The sequence below is a fragment of the Cohnella sp. GCM10027633 genome (assembly GCF_042675445.1).
Taxonomy (GTDB): domain Bacteria; phylum Bacillota; class Bacilli; order Paenibacillales; family Paenibacillaceae; genus Cohnella.
Map to the genome: position 1 here is coordinate 762,563 of NZ_JBHTGV010000002.1, position 20,339 is coordinate 782,901.

A 20,339-nucleotide genomic window follows, 5' to 3' on the forward strand; every position below is an offset into this window, starting at 1 on the left:
ATCATAGAAAATGGTTATTAGCACTTAACACAATCGAGTGCTAACAGGAAGCAATACCATTACAACACCTATTCAAGAAGGAGGCAATTTTCATGATCAAACCTTTGGGTGACCGCGTACTTGTAGAAGCAAGCGCGAAGGAAGAGAAGACGCTCAGCGGAATCGTATTGCCGGATACGGCGAAAGAAAAACCGCAAGAAGGAACGATTATCGCTGTAGGCGTTGGGGCGCTTAACAAGGACGGCGGGCGGATCGAGCTGGAAGTGAAAGTCGGCGACCGCGTTCTGTTCTCCAAATATGCAGGCACGGAAATCAAGTACGAGGGCAAAGAGTACTTGATTATGAAGGAAAGCGACATCCACGCGATCGTAGGCTAATCCGTCCGCGGACCTGATCGTTCCATACAGCCGGGCGACCGGCAACATAAACGAACAATTCAAGGAGGTACTTATAACGATGGCTAAGGAAATCAGATTCAGCGAAGACGCTCGCCGCGCGATGCTTCGCGGCGTAGACGCGCTTGCGAACGTTGTTAAAGTTACGCTCGGACCGAAAGGCCGCAACGTGGTATTGGAGAAGAAGTTCGGCTCCCCTCTCATCACGAACGACGGCGTGACGATCGCGAAGGAAATCGAACTCGAAGATTCGTTCGAGAACATGGGCGCTCAGCTCGTCAAAGAAGTCGCGACCAAGACGAACGACGTGGCCGGCGACGGTACGACGACGGCTACCGTTCTTGCTCAAGCGATGATTCGCGAAGGCCTCAAGAACGTTACCGCGGGCGCTAACCCGATGGTTATCCGCAAAGGGATCGACAAAGCGGTTCGCGCCGCGGTCGAGAAGCTTCAAGCGATCTCCAAGCAAGTCGAAGGCAGTAGCGATATCGCGCAAGTCGCGGCGATCTCCGCGGCTGACGACGAAGTCGGCCAATTGATCGCAGACGCGATGGAGAAAGTCGGCAAAGACGGCGTTATTACCGTCGAAGAGTCGAAAGGCTTCCAAACCGAGCTCGAAGTGGTCGAAGGCATGCAATTCGATCGCGGTTATATCTCCCCTTATATGATCACCGATACCGACAAGATGATCGCGGTTCTCGACAACCCGTACATCTTGATTACGGATAAGAAGATCACGAACATCCAAGAGATCTTGCCGGTTCTCGAGAAAGTCGTTCAATCCGGCAAGCAGCTTCTGATCATCGCTGAGGACGTGGAAGGCGAAGCGCAAGCGACGCTGATCGTGAACCGTCTTCGCGGCACGTTCACTTGCGTAGCCGTTAAAGCTCCGGGCTTCGGCGATCGCCGCAAAGCGATGCTGCAAGATATCGCGGCTCTGACTGGCGGCCAAGTGATCACGGAAGAGCTCGGTCTCGAGCTTAAATCGACGAGCGTGCAACAACTCGGTACCGCTCGCCAAGTTCGCGTATCCAAAGAGAACACGATCATCGTGGACGGCGCGGGCGATTCCGCGGATATCGCGGCGCGCGTTAGCCAAATCAAAGCGCAAATCGAAGAGACGACTTCGGACTTCGACCGCGAGAAACTGCAAGAGCGTTTGGCGAAGTTGGCCGGCGGCGTAGCGGTAATCAAAGTCGGCGCAGCGACGGAAACCGAGCTCAAAGAGCGCAAGCTTCGCATCGAGGACGCGCTGAACGCGACTCGCGCGGCCGTAGAAGAAGGTATCGTATCCGGCGGCGGCACGGCGCTCGTGAACGTATACAACGCGGTTGCCGCGGTACAAGCGAACGGCGACGAGAAGACGGGCGTTAACATCATCCTGCGCGCTCTAGAAGAGCCGATCCGCACGATCGCCGCTAACGCGGGCCAAGAAGGCTCCGTCATCGTCGAGCGTCTGAAGAACGAGCCTGTAGGCAACGGCTATAACGCCGCTACCGGCGAGTGGGTCAACATGTTCGAAGCCGGCATCATCGATCCGGTTAAAGTTACGCGCACCGCGCTTCAGAACGCTGCATCCGTAGCGGCCGTCTTCCTGACGACCGAAGCGGTCATCGCCGACAAGCCTGAGAAGGACAAAGGCGCAGGCGGCATGCCGGGCGGCATGGGCGGCATGGGCGGCATGGACATGATGTAAGGAAGCTCGCGAGCCGCAACGGGTCGCGATTACGGAAGACCTTGACGGGCGGATCCCCCGGCAAGGTCTTCTTTGTCGTTTTGCCATTGATTGCCGTCATGTTCAACCGCCCGCGATGGGTGTATAATGTCCGAATCGACATCATGACGGACACCTTGGAGAACGAATAATGAACCGAATACGCAACTTCATGCAAGAGTTTCACCCGATCGTTCTGGCGCTGATCGTCGGCCACGGCTTATCGAGAATCGCCTCGTCGATGAGCTTGCCGTTCCTCGCGCTCTATCTCGCGAACACGACGGATATGAGCCCGATGACGATCGGCGTCGTGGCGGGGGCCGGACCGCTCGCCGGCACGGTAGGCGGCTTCTTCGGCGGCGCCTTATCGGACCGGTTCGGCAGACGGACCATTATGTTCTTCGCGCTGTTCCTCTGGGTTGCCGTGTTCATCGGCTTCTCGGTGGCGACGTTGCCGGCCGCGTTCCTGCTCCTGAGCCTCGCGAACGGCTTGTGCCGATCGTGGTTCGAGCCCGTCACGCAGGCGCTGATGGCCGATCTGACGGAGCCGGAGAAGCGGTTCCGCGTCTTCTCGTTGCGGTATCTCGCCGCGAATATCGGCGTCGCCGTCGGACCGCTGCTCGGCGCCTGGCTAGGGATCGGACAAGGGGCGCTGCCGTTCGTCGTTACCGGATTCGTATACTTGTTCTACGGCATCGTCCTGTATGCGCTGTTCCTGAAGTTCGGAATCAAGAACATCGAAAGCGAGCGCAAGGAAGGGACGACGATCGCTTCGGCGTGGCGGGTCGTGCGCGGCGATCGGGCGCTGCGGCTGTTCTTGCTCGGCGCGATCGTCGTCGGCATCGGATACTGCCAGATGACCGTATCGCTCTCCCAGTACGCGGAGCTTGCCTTCGAGAACGGGGTTCGTCTATTCGCCGTATTGTTGAGCGTGAACGCGGTGACGGTCGTGCTGCTGCAGATGCCGCTCGCGAACTGGGCGGAGAAGCATCCGCCGATCCGGGCGATCCACGTCGGCAACGCGTTGTTCGCCGCAGGGTTGTTCGGCTTCGCGATATCCGGCGGTTGGGCCGGTCTCGCGGTCTCGATGGTCGTCTTCACGATGGGGGAAATCCTGAATTATCCTGCGGGCACCCTCCTGATGGACAAGCTCGCGCCGGAAGGGCTGCGGGGGACGTACTACGGAGCGCAATCGTTCGGCAACTTCGGGCATTTCATCGGACCGCTTCTCGGCGGCTTCCTGCTGGATGCATACGGGGGGACGACGCTATTCCTCGCGATGAGCGCGATCGCTTTATGCGCCTCGTACTTCTATGGAGCCGGAAATCGAATGATGCGCTCGCAAATACAACCCCGCGATTCGTGATCGCGGGGTTGTCGTCGTATAACAGAGTTTACCTGCGCTCGAACTCCTCGCGGATGCTCGCCCGCAGCGTCTCGTTCGTCAGTACCTCGAGCGCCGTCAGCGCCAGCATCGTGCCGCCGAACGCCATCGCGTCGTAGGCGGGCTGCAGCCGGGCGGCGTCCCTGAACTCGATCGTGTGCAGGTTATACGGCCGGTCGACGACCGGGATGAACGGATGGATGGCCGGGCATCTGAGCGATACGTTGCCCAGATCGAGCGAGCCATGGTCTTCGGCGTCATGGATCGCTTCCGGCGCGACGCCGGCTTCGAGCAGGTTCGACGTGTAGACGGCGGACAGCGCTTCGTTCGTGCGCAGTTCGTCGTACGAATATTCGTAGTTGCTGACGGTTACCGCGCAGCCGGTCGCCATCGCCGCGGCTTCCGCGCACGCCGTCACCTTGCGGGACAGCTCGTTCGTATACGCGCGCATGGCGGATCTGACGTAGAATTGCGCCGATGTGTAGTCCGGGATGATGTTCGGAGCCTGGCCGCCCGCGTTGATGATACCGTGGATGCGCGCGTCATCCCTCGTCTGTTGGCGAAGCGCGTTAACGCTATTGAACAGCTGAATGACCGCGTCCAGCGCGTTGACGCCGAGCTCCGGGTTCGCGGCCGCATGGGCGGCTTTGCCGCGGAATTCGAACTGCAGCGCGTCCATGGCGAGCGAGCTTCCCGACCGCTCGTGGCGATGGTACGGATGCGCCATCAACGCGGCGTCGCAATCGTCGAACAGACCGGCTTCGGCCATGTCGACCTTAGCGCCCTTCGTCTCCTCCGCCGGCGTGCCGTACACGCGGATCGTTCCGCCCGTCTCGTCCGCGACGGCGCGCAAGCCGGCCGCCGCGCCGAGCGACATCGTGCAGATAAGGTGATGGCCGCAAGCGTGCCCGAGCTCGGGCAGCGCATCGTATTCGGCGAGCAAGCCGACGATCGGGCCGGGCTTCGCGGAACGGTACTCGGCGATGAACGCGGTCGGCAAGCCGAGCGTACCGCGAGAGACATCGTAGCCGAGCGATTCGAGCTCGGAGGCGAGCATCGCGGAAGCTTGGAATTCTTCGTGCCCGAGCTCGGGGTGTTCGCCGATGAACGCGGCGATCTCTTGCAGCCGCGGAGCGTATGCGCCGATCGTCTCTCGGATCGTGTTCTTCGGATCGTTCATGATGCCGTCTCCTTGTGAACGTAGTATGTTACCATCGTAACGCGATGCCGGTCCGCAAGCAAGTTGTCGCATTTTTATAGTCGAATTGGCACCTAATCGCATTAAAAATCATATTTGCGCTATGGTATCTTGTGCATGTGTCGTATATTTGAAGATGAGGTGAGCGAATTGATACGGATAGGCATGTTAAGCTACTGGCACGTTCACGCGGAGGATTACACCCGCCAAGTGTTGGCTAACCCGAATACGGAAATCGCGGCGATCTGGGACGAGATTCCGGAGCGCGGAGCGGACAAGGCGGCCAAGTACGGCGTGCCGTATATCGCGTCGTTGGACGAGTTGCTCGCGCGGGCGGATATCGACGCGGTCGTCGTCGACGCTCCGACGAACATTCATCGCGAGGTCATGGTCAAAGCCGCCAAGGCGGGCAAGCATATTTTCACCGAGAAAGTCGTGGCACCTACGTACGCCGAGGCGCGGGACATTCTCGCCGCGGTCAAGGAAGCAGGCGTGAAGCTTACCGTATCGTTGCCGTGGCTGTACAAAGATTCGACCAAAGCGATCGAAGCGGTCGTGAAGGAAGGCACGCTCGGACAGCTGACGTTGGCGCGCGCCAGATTGTCGCATAACGGCGGTATCGCGAACTGGCTGCCGGAACACTTTTATTCGCTGGAGCAATGCGCGGGAGGCGCGCTTATCGACTTGGGATGCCACCCGATGTATCTCGTTCGCCGGTTTCTCGGATTGCCGGATTCGGTCAGCGCGACGTTCGGCTACGTGACGGGACGCGAAGTCGAAGACAACGCGGTATCGGTGCTTCAATACAAGAACGGCGCCGTCGGTATCGTCGAGGCCGGCTTCGTGAACAGCCATTCTCCGTTCTCGGTCGAGCTTCACGGCACGGAAGGTACGCTTCTGTACGGCTTCGCGGACAACGCGTTGCACGTGCGAAGCAACAAGCTCGGCGACGGCTGGCAACGGATCGAGCTTCCCGCCCGGGAGCCAGAGGCGTTCGACCAATGGGTCGAGCACATCCGGAACGGCACGGAAGCGACGGATAACGTCGAGATCGCCGTCGATCTGACGAAGCTGATGGAAGCTTCCAATCTGTCGGCGAAGTCGGGACGTTCGGTCGCGATCGGAGAACTGAAGTAACGGGATACCGGCGGACAATGAAGAGGAGGCGGGACGAATGGACAACGAGCCGGACAACGTCAAGAAGAAGGACAAGAAGCCGGCGACGAGCGCCAGCCCGTTCCCTTATGCCCGAATGGCCAGGAAGATGGACGCGCTGGATCGTCTCGACCTGCAATTCCGTTGGGGCGGATACGGCATTCGGGTGCTCCACTGCCATTTGGTTCATTTCGCGCCGGGTCACATCATTAACTTCCATAAGCATTCGGAATTCGAATTCCACTTCATCCCGAAGGGGAAGGGCAAGGTTATTATCCGCGATCAGACGTACGATCTGCACGAGGGGCTCTTCTACTTGACGGGTCCGGACGTCGTTCATTATCAGGAATCGGATCCGGACGATCCCATGTCGGAGCTGTGCCTGCATTGCGACTTCTTCCCGCTGCAGGGCGATGCGGGAAGCGGTTGGGGGGACGCGCTCGAGTATGAGGAGGCGCGAGAATGCATCGACGCGTTGCGCGAGATGCCCGCCTTGCCTACGGCCGATCGTTACGACGCGATGAACGGTTTCCTGGAAGCGTACCGCTCTTGGGAAGAGCAACCGATCGGTTACTATACGCAGATCAAACACGCGATCGTTCAAATCTTGCTGCGTTCGGCGAGGGTATTCGATAACCGGACCGTCCAAGGCGGCATTCCGGAGCGGGATATGAACTATCACCGCTACCAGATGGCGACGCAATACATTCGGGACAACGAGAATATGCCGCTCAGCCTCGAACAGGTGGCGGACCGGATCAACGTGAGCCCGCGGCAGCTGCAGCGGATTTTCCGAAGCGAGGGGAAGACGACGTTCCGGGACTACCTGGAGCACGTGCGGCTGACGCTCATCGCGGGCGAGCTGATCCAGACCGACAAGCCGATCGAGGAGATCGCGGTCGAGCACGGGTACGCGAATCCGAATTACTTATATCCGGTGTTCAAGAACAAGTACGAGGTGACGCCGTCCGTCTACCGCCGAATGCATGCGGCATCGCGGTAGACGCGGGCGAGAAGACGCAAAGGCAAGCCACTAGAAGAGGGAGAAGAGGACGAACATGAGCAGAACGTTGAAAATCGGCATTATCGGAAGCGGAGGCATTGCCAGAGCGCACGTTGCGGCGTACCGCAAGCTTCCTTACGTAGAGATCGTCGCCGTCGCGGACGTCATTCCGGGCAAGGCGCGGCAATTCGTGGAAGCGGAGGGACTGACGGGCGCGGCCGCGTACGACGGTCACCAGCTGCTATTGGCTCAGGAGCTGGACGGCGTCAGCATCTGCACGCCGAACGTGTCCCACCACGTCACGACGGTCGACGCGCTGAAGGCGGGCAAGCAAGTGCTGCTCGAGAAGCCCATGTCGGTTACGTTGCAGGAAGCGCTGGACATGACGCAGGTCGCCCGCGAGACGGGCAACATGCTGACGATCGGGTTCCAACCGCGCTACGATCCGAACATGAAGCTGCTGCAGGACATCGTGCAATCCGGCCGGCTCGGCAAGGTGTACTACGCGGAGACGGGCGGCGGCAGACGCCGCGGCATGCCGGGCGGCACGTTCATCAGCAAGAAGCTCGCCGGCGCGGGCGCGTTAGCCGACATCGGCTGCTATTCGCTCGACATGGCGCTCAACACGATCGGTTATCCGCGTCCGTTGACGGTGTCGGCGTTCGCCTCCAACCACTTCGGCACGAACCCGCTGTACCATCCGGAAGCGAGCAAGTTCGAGGTCGAAGACTTCGGCGTCGCGATGATCCGCTTCGAGAACGACATGGTGCTCAACTTCAAGATCTCTTGGGCGATGCACATGGACACGATGGGCTCCACGTTGTTCCTCGGCACGGACGCGGGTCTCAAGGTCAACCCGGCGACGAGCGACTCTCCATGGTCGGGCGTGTGGGACGGCTCGGTCGGATCGATCTCGCTATACCACGATGAATTCGGCCGCCAGACGCATACGCCGATTCCGCTGATCGGCCATCAACTGAACTTGTTCAACGAGAAGGTGAGAGACTTCGCCGAAGCGGTTCAGGGCGGGCGTCCGGCACCGATTCCGGGCGAGCAGATTCTCATCCAGCAAGCGATCATCGACGGCGTGCTCCGTTCGGCGGAAGCCCGCCGCGAAGTGTCTGTCGAGCTTCCGTAATCCGGACGCCGTCACGTCATCTGCGCGGTCGATATAATGAAACAGGGCTCGCCGCTTACGCGGCGGGCTTCTTTGTTTCCGTCGCACGTTCCTTTTGATCGACCGCGATAATGCGGTACACTGAAACCGACGACACCGACTCCGCTACGGCGGAAGAACACGGCAACAGGGAAGGAACGAGCTTTCGACATGAATAATCCGGTTACGCTACTAGACGCATTCAAGAACACGGAGTTTAGAATATCCGGCCATGGCGGCAGGAACATGCAGGTGCTGAAAGACGCGTTCGAGCGGGCGGACGGCAACGCCGTAAGCGACATGTACGGCAAAGGCAAGGTCATCGAAGATTTTCAAGCGAAGCTGGCGCGATACTTGGGCAAGCCGTCCGCCGTCTTCTTCCCGAGCGGAACGATGGCGCAGCAGATCGCCTTGCGAATTTGGTGCGACGAGCTCGGACGAGGTAAAGTCGCTTATCATCCGCTCAGCCATCTGGAATTACACGAGGAAGGCGGACTGAAGGAGCTCCACCGCATTCAAACCGTATGGCTCGGCGACAAGAATCGTACGTTTCGGCTCGACGACGTTCGGCGCTTGGGCGATGACGTCGCATGCCTGTTGATCGAATTGCCCCAGCGCGAGATCGGCGGTCAGTTGCCTGCGTACGAAGAACTCGAAGCGATCTGCGCGCATTGCCGCGAGAAGGGGATCAAGCTCCACCTGGACGGGGCAAGGTTATTCGAGATTCTGCCTTATTACGGGAAGACCGCCTCCGAAATCTGCGCGTTGTTCGACAGCGTCTACGTCTCGTTCTACAAAGGGCTGGGCGGCATCGCCGGGGCGATGCTCGCGGGAGACGAGAGCTTCGCGGCCCGGTCGAAGGTATGGAAAAGAAGGCATGGCGGAGACGTGATCAGCTTGTACCCGTACATCGTGAGCGCGGATTGCGCGTTCGACTTGCGTCTGCCGAGGATGGCGCAATATTACCGCGACGCGGTCGGGCTCGCCGAGCTGTTCAACGCGCGCGACACGCTCGTCACCGTTCCCGAGGTGCCGGTATCCAATATGTTTCACGTTCATGCGACGCTGCCGAAAGAGCGGTTCGAGGACGCCCTTCGCGAGACGTACGCGGAGACGGGGATCGGGTTGACCGGATGGGTAGCCGCCGGATCCGAATCTGCGTGTTATTTCGAGATCAGCGTCGGGGACCTTTACCGCGAAGTGCCGCGAGGGAAGCTCGAGCAAGCGCTGATCGCGTTGGACGGCAAGCTGAAGCGGATGCAATCGCGCGAATAACGTCGACGACGATAGAACTTTCGACTCTTTTTTATTGCGCGGTTTGGCGTTATCCTGTCGAGAAAGTGCTATATTTGAAATAGTTCGATTTAACGCGCTCTCACGACAGGCGAAATAGAGGGATTCGGATGCAGCACCTGCACGGCAGCTATAATAGCTCTCTCGTTCTACTATCCTACTTGATCGCCGTGGTCGCCTCGTACGCCGCGCTTGATCTTGCCGGAATCGTCAGCGCTTCCAAGAGCGGCAAGAACCGCTTGTTCTGGCTGGTCGGCGGAGCCGTCTCCATGGGCATCGGCATCTGGTCGATGCACTTCGTCAGCATGCTCGCGCTCTCGCTGCCGGTGGCGGTTACCTATGACATCCCTTGGGTGCTTTTCTCCGTCGCGGTGGCGATCTTCGCTTCTTACGTCGCCCTTCACGTCGTCGGATCGACCCGGTTCGAATACGAACGGTTGATCGTCGGCGGATTGCTCATGGCCTCGGGCATCGTCGCGATGCATTACTCGGGGATGGCGGCGATGAGCGTCGGCATCCGGTACGATTTCGGCTGGGTGGCTCTGTCCGTCACGATCGCCGTCATCGCTTCGATCGCCGCGCTGTGGCTCGCTTTCTTCTTCCGCGGGAGGCGAACTTGGGTGTCGGTACTCTACAAGATCGGCAGCGGATTGATTATGGGCGCGGCGATCGCGGGCATGCATTATACCGGAATGGCGGCGGCGCAGTTCGAACAACGCGCCGCGGCTTTCGCGTTATCGTCAGGCATGAAGGTGGATCAGGAGGACCTGGCGTACGTGATCGCTGCGAGCACTTTGGTCGCGTTGACGATCGCTCTGCTCGGCGTGTTCTACGACAGACGCTTGATCAGCAAGGACGACGAAATATTCGAGCATGGCAAATGGTATAAGTCGCTGTACGAGAACCATACGGACGGCATGCTGACGACGAATATCGACGGCTTGATCATCGACGCGAATCCGGCTTTTCAGACGTTGACGGGCAGAGACGTCGGGAACTTCCTCGGAAGATCGCTCATGGAACTGACGGATGTGTTCGCCGAGGAGAAGCGGGATCAAGCGCGCATGTGGCTCGTGAACGCGATGCGGGACGGCAACGTGAAGCGCTTGGAGACGGATATCGTCCATCTGACCGGAGAAGTCGCGCATGCGACCGCGATGAGCGTCCCGGTTACGATCGACGACGAGATCAAAGGGACGTATCTCATCTTCCGGGACATTACCGAAGAGAAGCGCTCCAAGGAGCAGATCCGGCATTTGGCGTATCACGACGAGCTTACCCGGCTCCCGAACAGGCGGATGGTCAACCTCGCGTTGGACAAGACGACCCGCCGGAGCGAGACGTCCGGATCGCGGTTCGCCGTCATGGTTATCGATATCGATAGGTTCAAACTCATCAACGACTTGCTCGGACATGCTTACGGGGATCAGTTCCTGCAGCAGGTAACGGAACGGCTGCAGCATTCCGCGGCCGGCTTCGACGCGACGATCGGCAGAATGGGCGGGGACGAGTTCGCGGTCATCTGTAACGGAGATCCGATCGAGGTCGCTTCCATCCTGCTCGCCCAACGGATCGTCGAGGCGATCCAAGTGCCTTTCCGGTTGAAGGACAGCGACTTCTACGCGTCGGCGAGCATCGGCATCGCGCTCTATCCCGAGCATGGGGAGAGCGGGCCGGATTTGCTCAAGAACGCGGATTTCGCCATGTACGATATTAAGCATAAGGGCAAGAACGGTTTCCGGTTCTATTCCGGGCAGATGGACGAGCATCTGCTGTCCAGGGTCGAGATCGAGAACGCGCTTCGCAAGGCGATCGAGAGAGACGAGTTCGTCATTCACTACCAGCCGCAACTGAACGCGAGGCAAGAACGGGTCATCGGTTTCGAGGCGTTGATTCGCTGGATGCACCCGGAGAAGGGGCTCGTTCCGCCATCCGAATTCATTCCCGTCGCGGAGGAAGCCGGCATGATCGGCGACATCGGCGCGTGGACGCTGCGCGAGGCTTGCCGCCAGAACAAGCGATGGCAGGAGCGGCATGGCTGGCGATTGCCGGTGTCCGTGAACCTGTCGTCGCAGCAAATCATGGACGACCGTCTTGTCGGCCTGATCGCGGACGTGCTGGCCGAGACGCAACTGGATCCGGAATATCTCGAGCTCGAGATCACGGAGAGCGTTATGATGGACGCCGCCCGGTCGAGCGAGATTCTCAGGAAGCTTACGGAGATGGGAATACGGTTCAGCCTGGACGACTTCGGAACGGGATACAGCTCGCTCAGCTACCTGCGCATGTTCCCGATCGAACGGCTGAAGATCGATCGGACGTTCATTCAGGAAATTACCGAGAGCGAGGACGATCGCGCGATCGTCGAGACGATCATCTCGATGGCGCACCATCTGAAGATGAACGTCATCGCGGAAGGCGTGGAGACGAAGGAGCAACTAAGGCTGCTGCGGGATAACGGCTGCGACGAGATTCAAGGGTTCTATTACAGCCGGCCGTTGCCGGCGGACGAGCTGGAGAGGTTCATGTCCGCCGTTCGAAGTCCCGAAGCGTAGACGCGAAGAGGGGCTGCGCCAAGCCGTCGGTATTCCGACGACTCGGCGCAGCCCCTTCGTTCATCCGCGAGACAACGTCTCGACGATGCGTTCCGCCGTCTTGTTCGCGTTCACGTTCTCGAAGACGTATTCGCATTGCGAGCGGTACGTGACTTCGTCGGCGTACCGTTCCAGGTAGCTCTCGACGAGGGAGTAGGACGCCCCCTTGCTCTCGAGCCGTTCGCGCAGCGTGATCTTGTCGACGTACACGAATATTCGTACCGCTCGCTCGCCGTACCGCTTCATGACGTCGTCGGCGCCGGCCCGGTTGAGCACGACGTAGGCCCCTCGCCCGTTCAGGGCGGCCGTCTCCAGCTCCCTGCCGAGAATGCCGTAACGATGGCCTTCGATCGTCACGGTCTGCGCGAACGATCCGTCGCCGTCCCATGCGTCGAACTGCTCGCGGCTGACATAGTGGTAATCCTCGTCCTGCTCCGCCGGTCGTCTGGGCGGCCTGGTCGTGCAGGAGCGGACGAACGTCCAGCCGAGCGCGCTTCCGACGACGCGGGCGATCGTCTTGCGTCCCGCGCCGCTCGTTCCGGTGAATACGTAGATGGACGGTGCCGTCATGCGAAGCCCTCCTTCGCTGCGATATAACTTCTATATCGGCAGAAGGACCCGCATTCGATTAGCCGCCTTCGCCAATCTCTAGGCAACCGTCAAGATGATCGGGCGGTCTCTCGTGACGATGATCGTATGCTCGTGCTGCGCCGCATGGCTATGATCGGGCAAGCTCAACGTCCAGCCGTCGTTCTGCTCGACGGCAATCTCGGCGCCGGTCGACAGGAAGGGCTCGATCGTAAGCACCATGCCTTCCTTCAGCACGCGCTTGTCGTGCTTGTTATAGACCGGCAGCACCTCGGTAGGCGCCTCGTGGAGCGCCCGGCCGATGCCGTGGCTGCACAGGTTATGGATGACCTTGTAGCCGCCTCGCTTCGCTTCCTCCTGGATGATCCGGCCGACCTCGTTCAGCTTGACGCCGTGCCGAAGCGAAGCGATGACCTTCATCATCGTGTCGTGCGTATACCGGCATAGCTCGGACAGCTGCGTATCGTAAGGAGGCAGTTGGAACGAATGTCCGGAATCCGCATAGTAGCCGTCTTTGACCGCGGATACGTCGATATTGATCAGATCCCCCGGCCGCAGCTTGCGGTCGCCCGGTATGCCGTGCGCGATGTCGCGGCCGACGCTGATGCAAGCGTACCCCGGGAAGCCGTACAACAGCTTCGGCGCGGCCTCCGCCCCGTGATTCAGCAGTACCTTGGCGCCGATCTCGTCGAGTTCCCTCGTCGTCATGCCGGCGCGCGCTTGTTCTTTCATCGTCCGAATGGTCAGGGCGACGATCTTGCCGATCGCCTTCAATCCCGCGACGTCTTCCTCGGAGCCTACGGTCATGGGAGCACCTCCGCTTAGGATAAGTTCCCTCTATTGTACCACACGATGCTTTTCCGTCGGCCAAGCCGGAACTCGTCTGCATAATCGTCCAAGTCCCCTCATATGCATGAACCATGGTTTAACCAATGTGCAGAGGGGTGGATCTCATGCGTCGCCGGATTACGTGGATCGCCGCTCTTGCCCTGCTCATGACCTTCGTCTTAGCGGGTTGCGGGGGCAAGAATGCGGATTCGATCGTGAAAGAACTGGACAAAGTCGCAAGTAAAATGGAAAGCTACCAAGGCAGCGGCACGATGACCTTGCATACGGGGCAACAGCCGCAGACGTACAAAGTGGAAGTGTGGTACCAGAAGCCGGACTACTATCGGATTTCGCTCACGAACGAGAAGCGCGATATTACCCAGATCGTGCTCCGCAACAACGAAGGCGTGTTCGTGCTCACGCCGCAGCTGAACAAGAGCTACCGGTTCCAGAGCGATTGGCCGAAGAACCAAGGCCAAGTGTACCTGTACCAGACGCTCGTGCAGAGCATCGTGACGGATAACTCCAGACAGTTCACGGAAGACAAGGACGCCTACGTATTCGACGTCATGGCGGGCAATTACCAGAACGGCTCGTTCGCGAGGCAGAAAATATGGATCGACCAGGATAGCTACGCGCCGAAGCACGTGGAAGTGACCGACACGAACGCCACCACGATGGTCGAGGTTACGTTCGATAGCTTCGAGTTCGGCAAGAAGTTCGAGAGCTCCGCGTTCGACATGAGCCAGAACATGGGGCAGAAGGCGAAGCCGTCCGATTCCGCCGGCCCTGGCGCAAGCCCCGACGCATCGCCGTCCGCTTCTCCGGAAGGTTCCGCGGCGCCGGACGCATCGGCTTCTCCCGACGACCAACCGACCGGCGAAGAGAACGAAGAGACTGCGGCCGCTCCGCAAGAGAGCGTCAACCTCGTCGAGCCGGATCCGGACGCGCTGCCGGTAGGCGTGCAGCTTCTCGAAGAACCGTCCGAAGTACAGCTCGGCGAGAACATGGGCGTCATGCTCCGTTACTCCGGCACGTACGACTTCACGATTCTCGAGATGGTGTCCAAAGACTCTGCGGTGTCGATGATGAAGGGCTTGTCCGTCGACCTCGGCTTCACGATGGGACTTCTCGTGCAAGGCGAGACGAACACGCTCATCTGGACGTACGAAGGCACCGAATACAGGCTCATCAGCGCCGATCTTCCGCAGGAGGATATGGTCAGAATCGCGCAATCGATGGAAGAGTCCACGGGCAAATAAAGCAATCGCGGAGGGGGCCGATCGCTAGCGGATCGGCCTCTTCGCGTTCATGAATCGGAAAGTAACGCCCGGACGCCGCGGCTTGCAGGAAATGGTTCTCAGCCCCGGAAGCGTTGACAGTGGCGCCGCCTCCCGTTAACATTACTTTATTGTAGGTTCAGCAGCAGGGAAGGTGACCGGTCCGTGGACAGTTATTACCGGCCGACCGTGGCCGAGATTTCCCTCGATGCCTTGGCGAGCAACATCGGAGCGTTCCGCAAGCGCGCGGCGCAAGGGACCAAGTTGCTCGCGTCCGTCAAAGCGAACGCTTACGGACACGGGGCCGTCGAGATCGCGCGCGGCGCCGTGCAAGCAGGCGCCGATTACTTGGGCGTGGCGTTCCTCGACGAGGCGCTGCAACTGCGCGCCGCGGGCATCGAAGCGCCGATCCTCGTGCTCGGCTTCACGCCGGCGGAAGGCTTGCCGATCGCCCGGGACCGGGGAATCACGGTAACGTTGTACCGGGACGACATTCTCGATGCCGCGGAAGCGTTGCCGCGATCGGAACGGAAGCTGAAGGCGCACGTGAAGATCGATTCCGGGATGGGACGGCTCGGCGTGCTGCCGGGAGAGCCGGCGGAGCGCTTCCTGACGCGGGCGTTCGCGATTCCGGGGCTCGAGATCGAAGGCTTGTTCACGCACTATGCGCGCGCGGACGAGACGAATAAGCAATATACGCTCATGCAGGCGGAGCGCTTCGCCGGCGTCGTGGATTTCGCGGAGCGCAGCGGATATGCCGTTCCGATCGTGCACTCGGGCAACAGCGCGACGGGAATCGATCTGCCGGAGCGCGTCGGCGGCATGCTGCGGCTCGGCATCAGCATGTACGGGTATTATCCGAGCGACGAAGTGAACGGGCAAGCGATCTCGCTGGAACCGGTGCTGACGCTCAAGACGTCGGTCGTGCACGTGAAGCGGCTTCGCGCGGGCGAAGGCATCAGTTACGGTACGCGCTACTTCACGCAAGGCGACGAGACGATCGGGACGCTGCCGATCGGCTACGCGGACGGCTTCAGCCGAATGCTGTCGGGCCGCGCGGAAGCGCTCGTGCGCGGTCGGCGGGTGCCCGTGCTCGGGACGATCTGCATGGACCAGTGCATGGTCCGGCTCGACGACGCCGTCTCGCCGGGGGAGCCGGCGGCGGCCCCGGGAGAAGAAGCGGTGCTGATCGGACGCCAAGGCGACGCGGTCATCTCCGTCGAGGAAGTCGCGGCCAAGCTCGGCACGCTCAATTACGAGGTGACGTGCATGCTGGCGGCCAGAGTGCCGCGCGTCTATAAGCGCGGGGGCGTAACGGTAGCCGTCTCGAATCCGTTACTGGAATCATATGGTTGATTAAAATTATCGTCATCGGGCAGGAAAGTAAGTTATATATCTAGAATGGTTACGAGAGGAATCGTATATTTCGTATCCGTCTCATGCATACTGGGAATTAGGTTGCGTGCTGGAAAACCTTTGGGGGTGTCTGTTCGGTGGCCAATCTTCACAATACGAAACGGATTATGATCAGTCTTCCGGATCATCTGCTGCGCGAAGTGGATTTTGTCGTGGCGAAGGAAAACACGAATCGCAGCGAGATCATTCGCCAGGCGATGAAAGTATACCTGGTGGATCGCAAGAAGCGGTTGATTCGCGACGCCATGCAGCGCGGCTACTTGGAAATGGCCAAGATCAACCTCCATATGGCTTCCGAGGCGTTCCAAGCCGAAGAAGACGCCGAAAGATCTCTCGGGCGCCTCGTGAGCGGGGTGTAGCCATTGATCGTTAAACGCGGGGATGTATACTATGCGGATTTGTCTCCGGTCGTCGGCTCGGAACAAGGCGGCGTACGCCCCGTGCTGGTGATCCAGAACGATATTGGCAACCGATTCAGTCCCACGGTGATCGTAGCGGCCATCACGGCCCAAATCCAGAAAGCGAAGCTGCCCACCCACGTCGAGATCGAAGCGAAATCGCACGGGATGGAGCGGGATTCGGTCATTTTGCTCGAACAGATCCGAACGATCGATAAGCAGCGGCTAACCGATAAAATCACGCATCTGGAAGACGAAACGATGCGCAAAGTCGATGAGGCATTGCAAATAAGCGTCGGCTTAATTGATTTTTAATTGAAAGACAGGCGCTGCCGACGTTGGCGGCGGCCTGTCTTTATTTGTGACCCAAGAGGAGAGCGATCGCATATGACGACAATGGAATTGAACGCGCAACTGAGCAAGTACGCCGAGTTGATCGTGAAGGTAGGCGTGAACGTGCAGCCCGGACAGCCGGTATTCTTGACGGGCTCCGTCGAGATGGCGCAGCTCGTGCGGCTCGTCGCGGAGCAGGCGTACGCGGCGGGTGCGAGCAACGTGCACGTCGAGTGGACCGACGAAGCGCTGTCGCGGTTGAAGTACGAGAAGGCGGCGGATGAAGTGTTCACCCGGTATCCGGAATGGGAGACGGCGAAGCGCGACGAGTTCGTGAAGAACAACGGCGTATTCATCTCCATTATCTCGCCGAATCCGGATCTGCTCAAGGGTATTCCGACGGAGCGCATCTCGAACTTCCAGAAGGCGTCGGGCCATGGGCTGCGGGAATTCAGACGCGCGACCCAGGCGGACAAGGTCAGCTGGTCGGTCGTCGCCGCGTCGACGAAGGGCTGGGCGACGAAGGTGTTCCCCGACGTCGACGAGGAGACGGCGGTGGCGAAGCTATGGGAGGCGATCTTCGCGTCCGTGCGATTGAACGCGCCCGATCCGGTCGAAGCATGGAGATTACATAACGATACGTTGCATGCCAAGAGCGACTGGCTGAACGGGCAGCGGTTCGCCAAGCTGTCGTACCGCGCGCCGGGAACCGAGCTGTCGGTCGAGCTGCCGGAGAAGCATCTGTGGGTGGCGGCGAGCAGCACGAACGTACACGGGACGCCGTTCATGGCGAACATGCCGACCGAGGAAGTGTTCACGGTTCCGAACAAGACGGGCGTGAACGGCTACGTGTCCAGCACGAAGCCCCTCAGCTACGGCGGCAACATTATCGACGGCTTCAAGCTGACGTTCGAGGAAGGACGCATCGTGAAGGTCGAGGCGGAGCAAGGCCAAGAGATTCTGCAGAAGCTCGTCGACTCCGACGAAGGCTCTCACTACTTGGGCGAAGTAGCTCTCGTGCCGCATCAATCGCCGATTTCCCAGTCGAACGTATTGTTCCTCAATACGCTGTTCGACGAGAACGCGTCGAACCATTTCGCGATCGGAAGCGGGTACGCGTTCAACGTGAAGGGCGGCAAGGAGATGTCCCCCGAGGAGCTCGAAGCGGCCGGCGTCAACGCCAGCATTACGCACGTGGACTTCATGGTCGGCTCCGGCGCGATGGACATCGACGGCGTGCGGGCGGACGGCACCGTCGTGCCCGTGTTCCGTCAAGGGAATTGGGCGTTCTGATCGCAAGCGATCGATTCGGTAGAGACTAGAGCGGGAGCAGGGGGATATTCTCATGGGCGCAGTACAGGAGACGGCAACGGCAACGGTTCAAGAAAGAATGATTCGGCAAATCTCGGGAGAGCTCGGCATCGGCGTCGGTCAGGTACGCACGGTCGCGACGTTGCTCGACGACGGCAACACGATTCCGTTCATCGCGCGGTACCGCAAGGAAATGACGGGGGAGCTGGACGAGAACCAGCTGCGCGCGATCGACGAGCGACGGACGTACTTGAAGGGGCTCGAGGATCGCAAGGGCGAAGTGATCCGGCTTATCGAAGAGCAGGGCAAGCTGACGCCCGAGCTGCAAGCGGCGATCGAGAAGGCGACGAAGCTGCAGGAAGTCGAAGACTTGTATCGACCGTACCGCCAGAAGCGCAAGACGCGCGCGAGCGTTGCGAAGGAGCGCGGGCTCGAGCCGCTGTCGCATTGGATTCTGTCGCAGCCGCGCCAAGGGAACTTGCTCGGCGAAGCGGCGAAGTACGTGAACGCCGAGCTCGGCGTCGGCACGGCCGAAGAAGCGGTGCAGGGCGCGTGCGACATCATCGCGGAGAACGTCGCCGACGAGGCGGACGTCCGCAAGTGGGTGCGCCGGTTCACGTGGGAGCAAGGCGTGCTCTATAGCAAGGCGAAGAACGCCGACGCGGAGTCGGTGTACGAGATGTACTATCAGTATTCGGAGCCGGTCAAGCGCCTGCCGCCCCACCGCGTGCTGGCGATCAACCGCGGCGAACGCGAAGACGTGCTCGGCGTCTCCATCGACGTGCAGGTCGATCGCATTCACGGGGAGCTTAACCGTCGCTACGTGCGCGGAGGCACCCCCGTCCAATCGACGCTCGAAGCGACGATGGAAGACGCGTACAAGCGGCTTATCGCGCCGTCGATCGAACGCGAGCTGCGAGGCGAGCTGACGGAGAAAGCCGAGGAGCACGCGATCGGCATCTTCTCCGAGAACCTGCGCAACCTGCTGCTCCAGCCGCCGGTGAAGGGGCGCGTCGTGCTCGGCGTCGATCCGGCGTACCGGACCGGCTGCAAGCTCGCCGTCGTCGACGAGACGGGCAAGCTGATGGAGGTCGCGGTAAGCTATCCGACGCCGCCGCACAACAAGAAGGCGGAGGCCGAGGCGCTGTTCCGGCGCTTGATTACGCAGTACGGCGTGCAGTTGATCGTCGTCGGCAACGGCACGGCGTCCCGGGAGACCGAGCAGTTCGTCGTCTCCGTCATTCACGCGTTGCCGGAGCGCAAGCTGCAGTATCTGATCGTGAACGAAGCGGGCGCGAGCGTCTACTCCGCGTCGAAGCTGGCGCAGGAGGAGTTCCCCGATCTCGACGTCGCGGAGCGCAGCGCGGTATCGATCGCGCGCCGTCTGCAGGATCCGCTGGCGGAGCTCGTGAAGATCGAGCCGAAGGCGATCGGCGTCGGCCAATACCAGCACGACGTGGCGCAGAAGCGGCTCGACGAGAGCTTGTCCGGCGTCGTCGAGTCGGCGGTCAACCACGTCGGCGTCGACGTGAACACGGCGTCCGCGTCGCTGCTGTCGTACATCTCGGGCATTAACGCGACGCTCGCGAAGAACATCGTGAAGCAGCGCGAGGACAACGGGAAGTTCACGACTCGCGCGCAACTGCAGAAGGTGCCGAGGCTGGGCGCGAAGTCGTACGAGCAATGCGCGGGCTTCCTTCGCATTACGGACGGGGCGAATCCGCTCGACCGCACGCCGATCCATCCGGAATCGTACGACGTCGTCGGCAAGCTGTTCAAGGCGCTCGGTTTGAACGTCGCCGACCTGGGCTCCGAGCCGCTGAAGGAGAAGCTGCGCGCGGTATCGCTCGACGAGCTGTCGGGGACGCTCGGCGTAGGCGTGCCGACGCTTCGCGACATCATGGACAGCCTGCAGCGCCCGGGACGCGATCCGCGCGACGAGCTGCCGCCGCCGATTTTCCATACGGACGTGCTCGACATTGAGGACTTGAAGCCGGGCATGGAGCTTAAGGGGACGGTGCGCAACGTCGTCGACTTCGGCGCCTTCGTGGACATCGGCATCAAGAACGACGGTCTCGTTCACATTTCGCAGATCAGCAACAAGTTCGTTAAGCATCCGACCGAGGTCGTCGCCGTCGGCGACACCGTCACCGTATGGGTCATCGGCGTCGACCAGAAGAAGGGGCGCGTCAGCTTGACGATGCGCAAGCCGTAACGATGGGAACAATGAACCGCTGGAGGGAGATTCTGGCGGTTTTATTGCATGTGGGAACCGTTTGCATCTTGTGCAATC

Annotated in this window: 17 protein-coding genes; 14 read left to right on the top strand and 3 right to left on the bottom strand. The window is 60.3% G+C overall.

What is annotated here, in order from left to right; translation table 11 throughout:
• Window positions 1-92 precede the first annotated feature (92 nt).
• The 3 genes from groES to ACFQZG_RS07685 all read left to right on the top strand — a co-directional run bounded on the left by groES (window position 93) and on the right by ACFQZG_RS07685 (window position 3,475).
• Window positions 93-377 carry a co-chaperone GroES gene (gene groES / locus ACFQZG_RS07675; RefSeq protein ID WP_378151055.1) on the top strand — a complete coding sequence of 95 codons (285 nt, stop codon included), beginning with the start codon at window positions 93-95 and terminating at the stop codon, window positions 375-377.
• Window positions 378-456: 79 nt separating this feature from the next.
• Complete coding sequence (groL, locus tag ACFQZG_RS07680; protein WP_378151057.1) at window positions 457-2,091, top strand: chaperonin GroEL; 1,635 nt, start codon at window positions 457-459, stop codon at window positions 2,089-2,091.
• A 169-nt stretch (window positions 2,092-2,260) separates the two neighbouring features.
• Entirely contained in the window at window positions 2,261-3,475 is a 1,215-nt protein-coding gene (locus ACFQZG_RS07685) for an MDR family MFS transporter (RefSeq protein ID WP_378151059.1), read from the top strand.
• A gap of 28 nt (window positions 3,476-3,503) precedes the next feature.
• Here ACFQZG_RS07685 and ACFQZG_RS07690 read toward each other — a convergent pair whose 3' ends face one another.
• Window positions 3,504-4,673 (bottom strand): M20 family metallopeptidase, encoded by a 1,170-nt coding sequence (locus ACFQZG_RS07690; RefSeq protein WP_378151061.1) that lies wholly within the window; start codon window positions 4,671-4,673, stop codon window positions 3,504-3,506.
• A gap of 168 nt (window positions 4,674-4,841) precedes the next feature.
• Between ACFQZG_RS07690 and ACFQZG_RS07695 the strand changes: the two genes are divergently transcribed.
• The 5 genes from ACFQZG_RS07695 (at window position 4,842) to ACFQZG_RS07715 (ending at window position 11,853) form a co-directional block, all read left to right on the top strand.
• Window positions 4,842-5,828: a Gfo/Idh/MocA family protein gene (locus ACFQZG_RS07695; RefSeq protein ID WP_378151063.1), complete on the top strand. Its 987-nt coding sequence runs from the start codon at window positions 4,842-4,844 to the stop codon at window positions 5,826-5,828.
• A gap of 37 nt (window positions 5,829-5,865) precedes the next feature.
• Window positions 5,866-6,849 carry an AraC family transcriptional regulator gene (locus ACFQZG_RS07700; RefSeq protein WP_378151065.1) on the top strand — a complete coding sequence of 328 codons (984 nt, stop codon included), beginning with the start codon at window positions 5,866-5,868 and terminating at the stop codon, window positions 6,847-6,849.
• Window positions 6,850-6,904: 55 nt separating this feature from the next.
• Window positions 6,905-7,987: a Gfo/Idh/MocA family protein gene (locus ACFQZG_RS07705; RefSeq protein WP_378151067.1), complete on the top strand. Its 1,083-nt coding sequence runs from the start codon at window positions 6,905-6,907 to the stop codon at window positions 7,985-7,987.
• A 189-nt stretch (window positions 7,988-8,176) separates the two neighbouring features.
• Complete coding sequence (locus ACFQZG_RS07710) at window positions 8,177-9,280, top strand: threonine aldolase family protein (RefSeq protein ID WP_378151069.1); 1,104 nt, start codon at window positions 8,177-8,179, stop codon at window positions 9,278-9,280.
• Window positions 9,281-9,408: 128 nt separating this feature from the next.
• Window positions 9,409-11,853, top strand: coding sequence for an EAL domain-containing protein (locus tag ACFQZG_RS07715; RefSeq protein WP_378151071.1), 2,445 nt, complete (start codon window positions 9,409-9,411; stop codon window positions 11,851-11,853).
• A 60-nt stretch (window positions 11,854-11,913) separates the two neighbouring features.
• On the opposite strand, the gene ACFQZG_RS07720 is transcribed toward ACFQZG_RS07715, so the two are convergent.
• Window positions 11,914-12,462, bottom strand: coding sequence for a guanylate kinase (locus tag ACFQZG_RS07720; RefSeq protein WP_378151073.1), 549 nt, complete (start codon window positions 12,460-12,462; stop codon window positions 11,914-11,916).
• Between the two features lie 78 nt (window positions 12,463-12,540).
• A complete protein-coding gene (gene map / locus ACFQZG_RS07725) occupies window positions 12,541-13,287 on the bottom strand; it encodes a type I methionyl aminopeptidase (protein ID WP_378151075.1) in 747 nt (248 codons plus the stop codon).
• Window positions 13,288-13,433: 146 nt separating this feature from the next.
• Here map and ACFQZG_RS07730 point away from each other — a divergent pair, with 146 nt between their 5' ends.
• From ACFQZG_RS07730 to ACFQZG_RS07755, 6 genes are all read left to right on the top strand, one after another.
• The gene (locus tag ACFQZG_RS07730) at window positions 13,434-14,570 is read left to right on the top strand and encodes a LolA family protein (RefSeq protein WP_378151076.1); all 1,137 of its coding nucleotides are present in this window, start codon (window positions 13,434-13,436) and stop codon (window positions 14,568-14,570) included.
• A gap of 183 nt (window positions 14,571-14,753) precedes the next feature.
• Complete coding sequence (alr, locus tag ACFQZG_RS07735) at window positions 14,754-15,944, top strand: alanine racemase (RefSeq protein ID WP_378151078.1); 1,191 nt, start codon at window positions 14,754-14,756, stop codon at window positions 15,942-15,944.
• A 137-nt stretch (window positions 15,945-16,081) separates the two neighbouring features.
• Window positions 16,082-16,363, top strand: a complete 282-nt coding sequence (locus ACFQZG_RS07740; protein ID WP_378113553.1) for a CopG family ribbon-helix-helix protein — start codon at window positions 16,082-16,084, stop codon at window positions 16,361-16,363.
• 3 nt (window positions 16,364-16,366) lie between these two features.
• Window positions 16,367-16,717, top strand: coding sequence for a type II toxin-antitoxin system PemK/MazF family toxin (locus ACFQZG_RS07745; protein ID WP_378151080.1), 351 nt, complete (start codon window positions 16,367-16,369; stop codon window positions 16,715-16,717).
• A 72-nt stretch (window positions 16,718-16,789) separates the two neighbouring features.
• On the top strand, window positions 16,790-18,028 hold the full coding sequence (locus tag ACFQZG_RS07750) for an aminopeptidase (RefSeq protein ID WP_378151082.1): 1,239 nt from the start codon (window positions 16,790-16,792) through the stop codon (window positions 18,026-18,028).
• A 52-nt stretch (window positions 18,029-18,080) separates the two neighbouring features.
• Entirely contained in the window at window positions 18,081-20,261 is a 2,181-nt protein-coding gene (locus ACFQZG_RS07755) for a Tex family protein (RefSeq protein WP_378151084.1), read from the top strand.
• The last annotated feature ends 78 nt before the right edge of the window (window positions 20,262-20,339 follow it).

Excerpts from the sequence above, each read along its gene's own strand:
- ACFQZG_RS07700 (WP_378151065.1), top strand. The coding sequence starts at position 5,866 with ATGGACAACGAGCCGGACAACGTCAAGAAGAAGGACAAGAAGCCGGCG.
- ACFQZG_RS07690 (WP_378151061.1), bottom strand. The coding sequence starts at position 4,673 with ATGAACGATCCGAAGAACACGATCCGAGAGACGATCGGCGCATACGCT.
- ACFQZG_RS07755 (WP_378151084.1), top strand. The coding sequence starts at position 18,081 with ATGGGCGCAGTACAGGAGACGGCAACGGCAACGGTTCAAGAAAGAATG.
- ACFQZG_RS07715 (WP_378151071.1), top strand. The coding sequence starts at position 9,409 with ATGCAGCACCTGCACGGCAGCTATAATAGCTCTCTCGTTCTACTATCC.
- ACFQZG_RS07710 (WP_378151069.1), top strand. The coding sequence starts at position 8,177 with ATGAATAATCCGGTTACGCTACTAGACGCATTCAAGAACACGGAGTTT.
- ACFQZG_RS07720 (WP_378151073.1), bottom strand. The coding sequence starts at position 12,462 with ATGACGGCACCGTCCATCTACGTATTCACCGGAACGAGCGGCGCGGGA.
- groES (WP_378151055.1), top strand. The coding sequence starts at position 93 with ATGATCAAACCTTTGGGTGACCGCGTACTTGTAGAAGCAAGCGCGAAG.
- ACFQZG_RS07750 (WP_378151082.1), top strand. The coding sequence starts at position 16,790 with ATGACGACAATGGAATTGAACGCGCAACTGAGCAAGTACGCCGAGTTG.
- ACFQZG_RS07730 (WP_378151076.1), top strand. The coding sequence starts at position 13,434 with ATGCGTCGCCGGATTACGTGGATCGCCGCTCTTGCCCTGCTCATGACC.
- groL (WP_378151057.1), top strand. The coding sequence starts at position 457 with ATGGCTAAGGAAATCAGATTCAGCGAAGACGCTCGCCGCGCGATGCTT.
- ACFQZG_RS07705 (WP_378151067.1), top strand. The coding sequence starts at position 6,905 with ATGAGCAGAACGTTGAAAATCGGCATTATCGGAAGCGGAGGCATTGCC.
- ACFQZG_RS07685 (WP_378151059.1), top strand. The coding sequence starts at position 2,261 with ATGAACCGAATACGCAACTTCATGCAAGAGTTTCACCCGATCGTTCTG.
- map (WP_378151075.1), bottom strand. The coding sequence starts at position 13,287 with ATGACCGTAGGCTCCGAGGAAGACGTCGCGGGATTGAAGGCGATCGGC.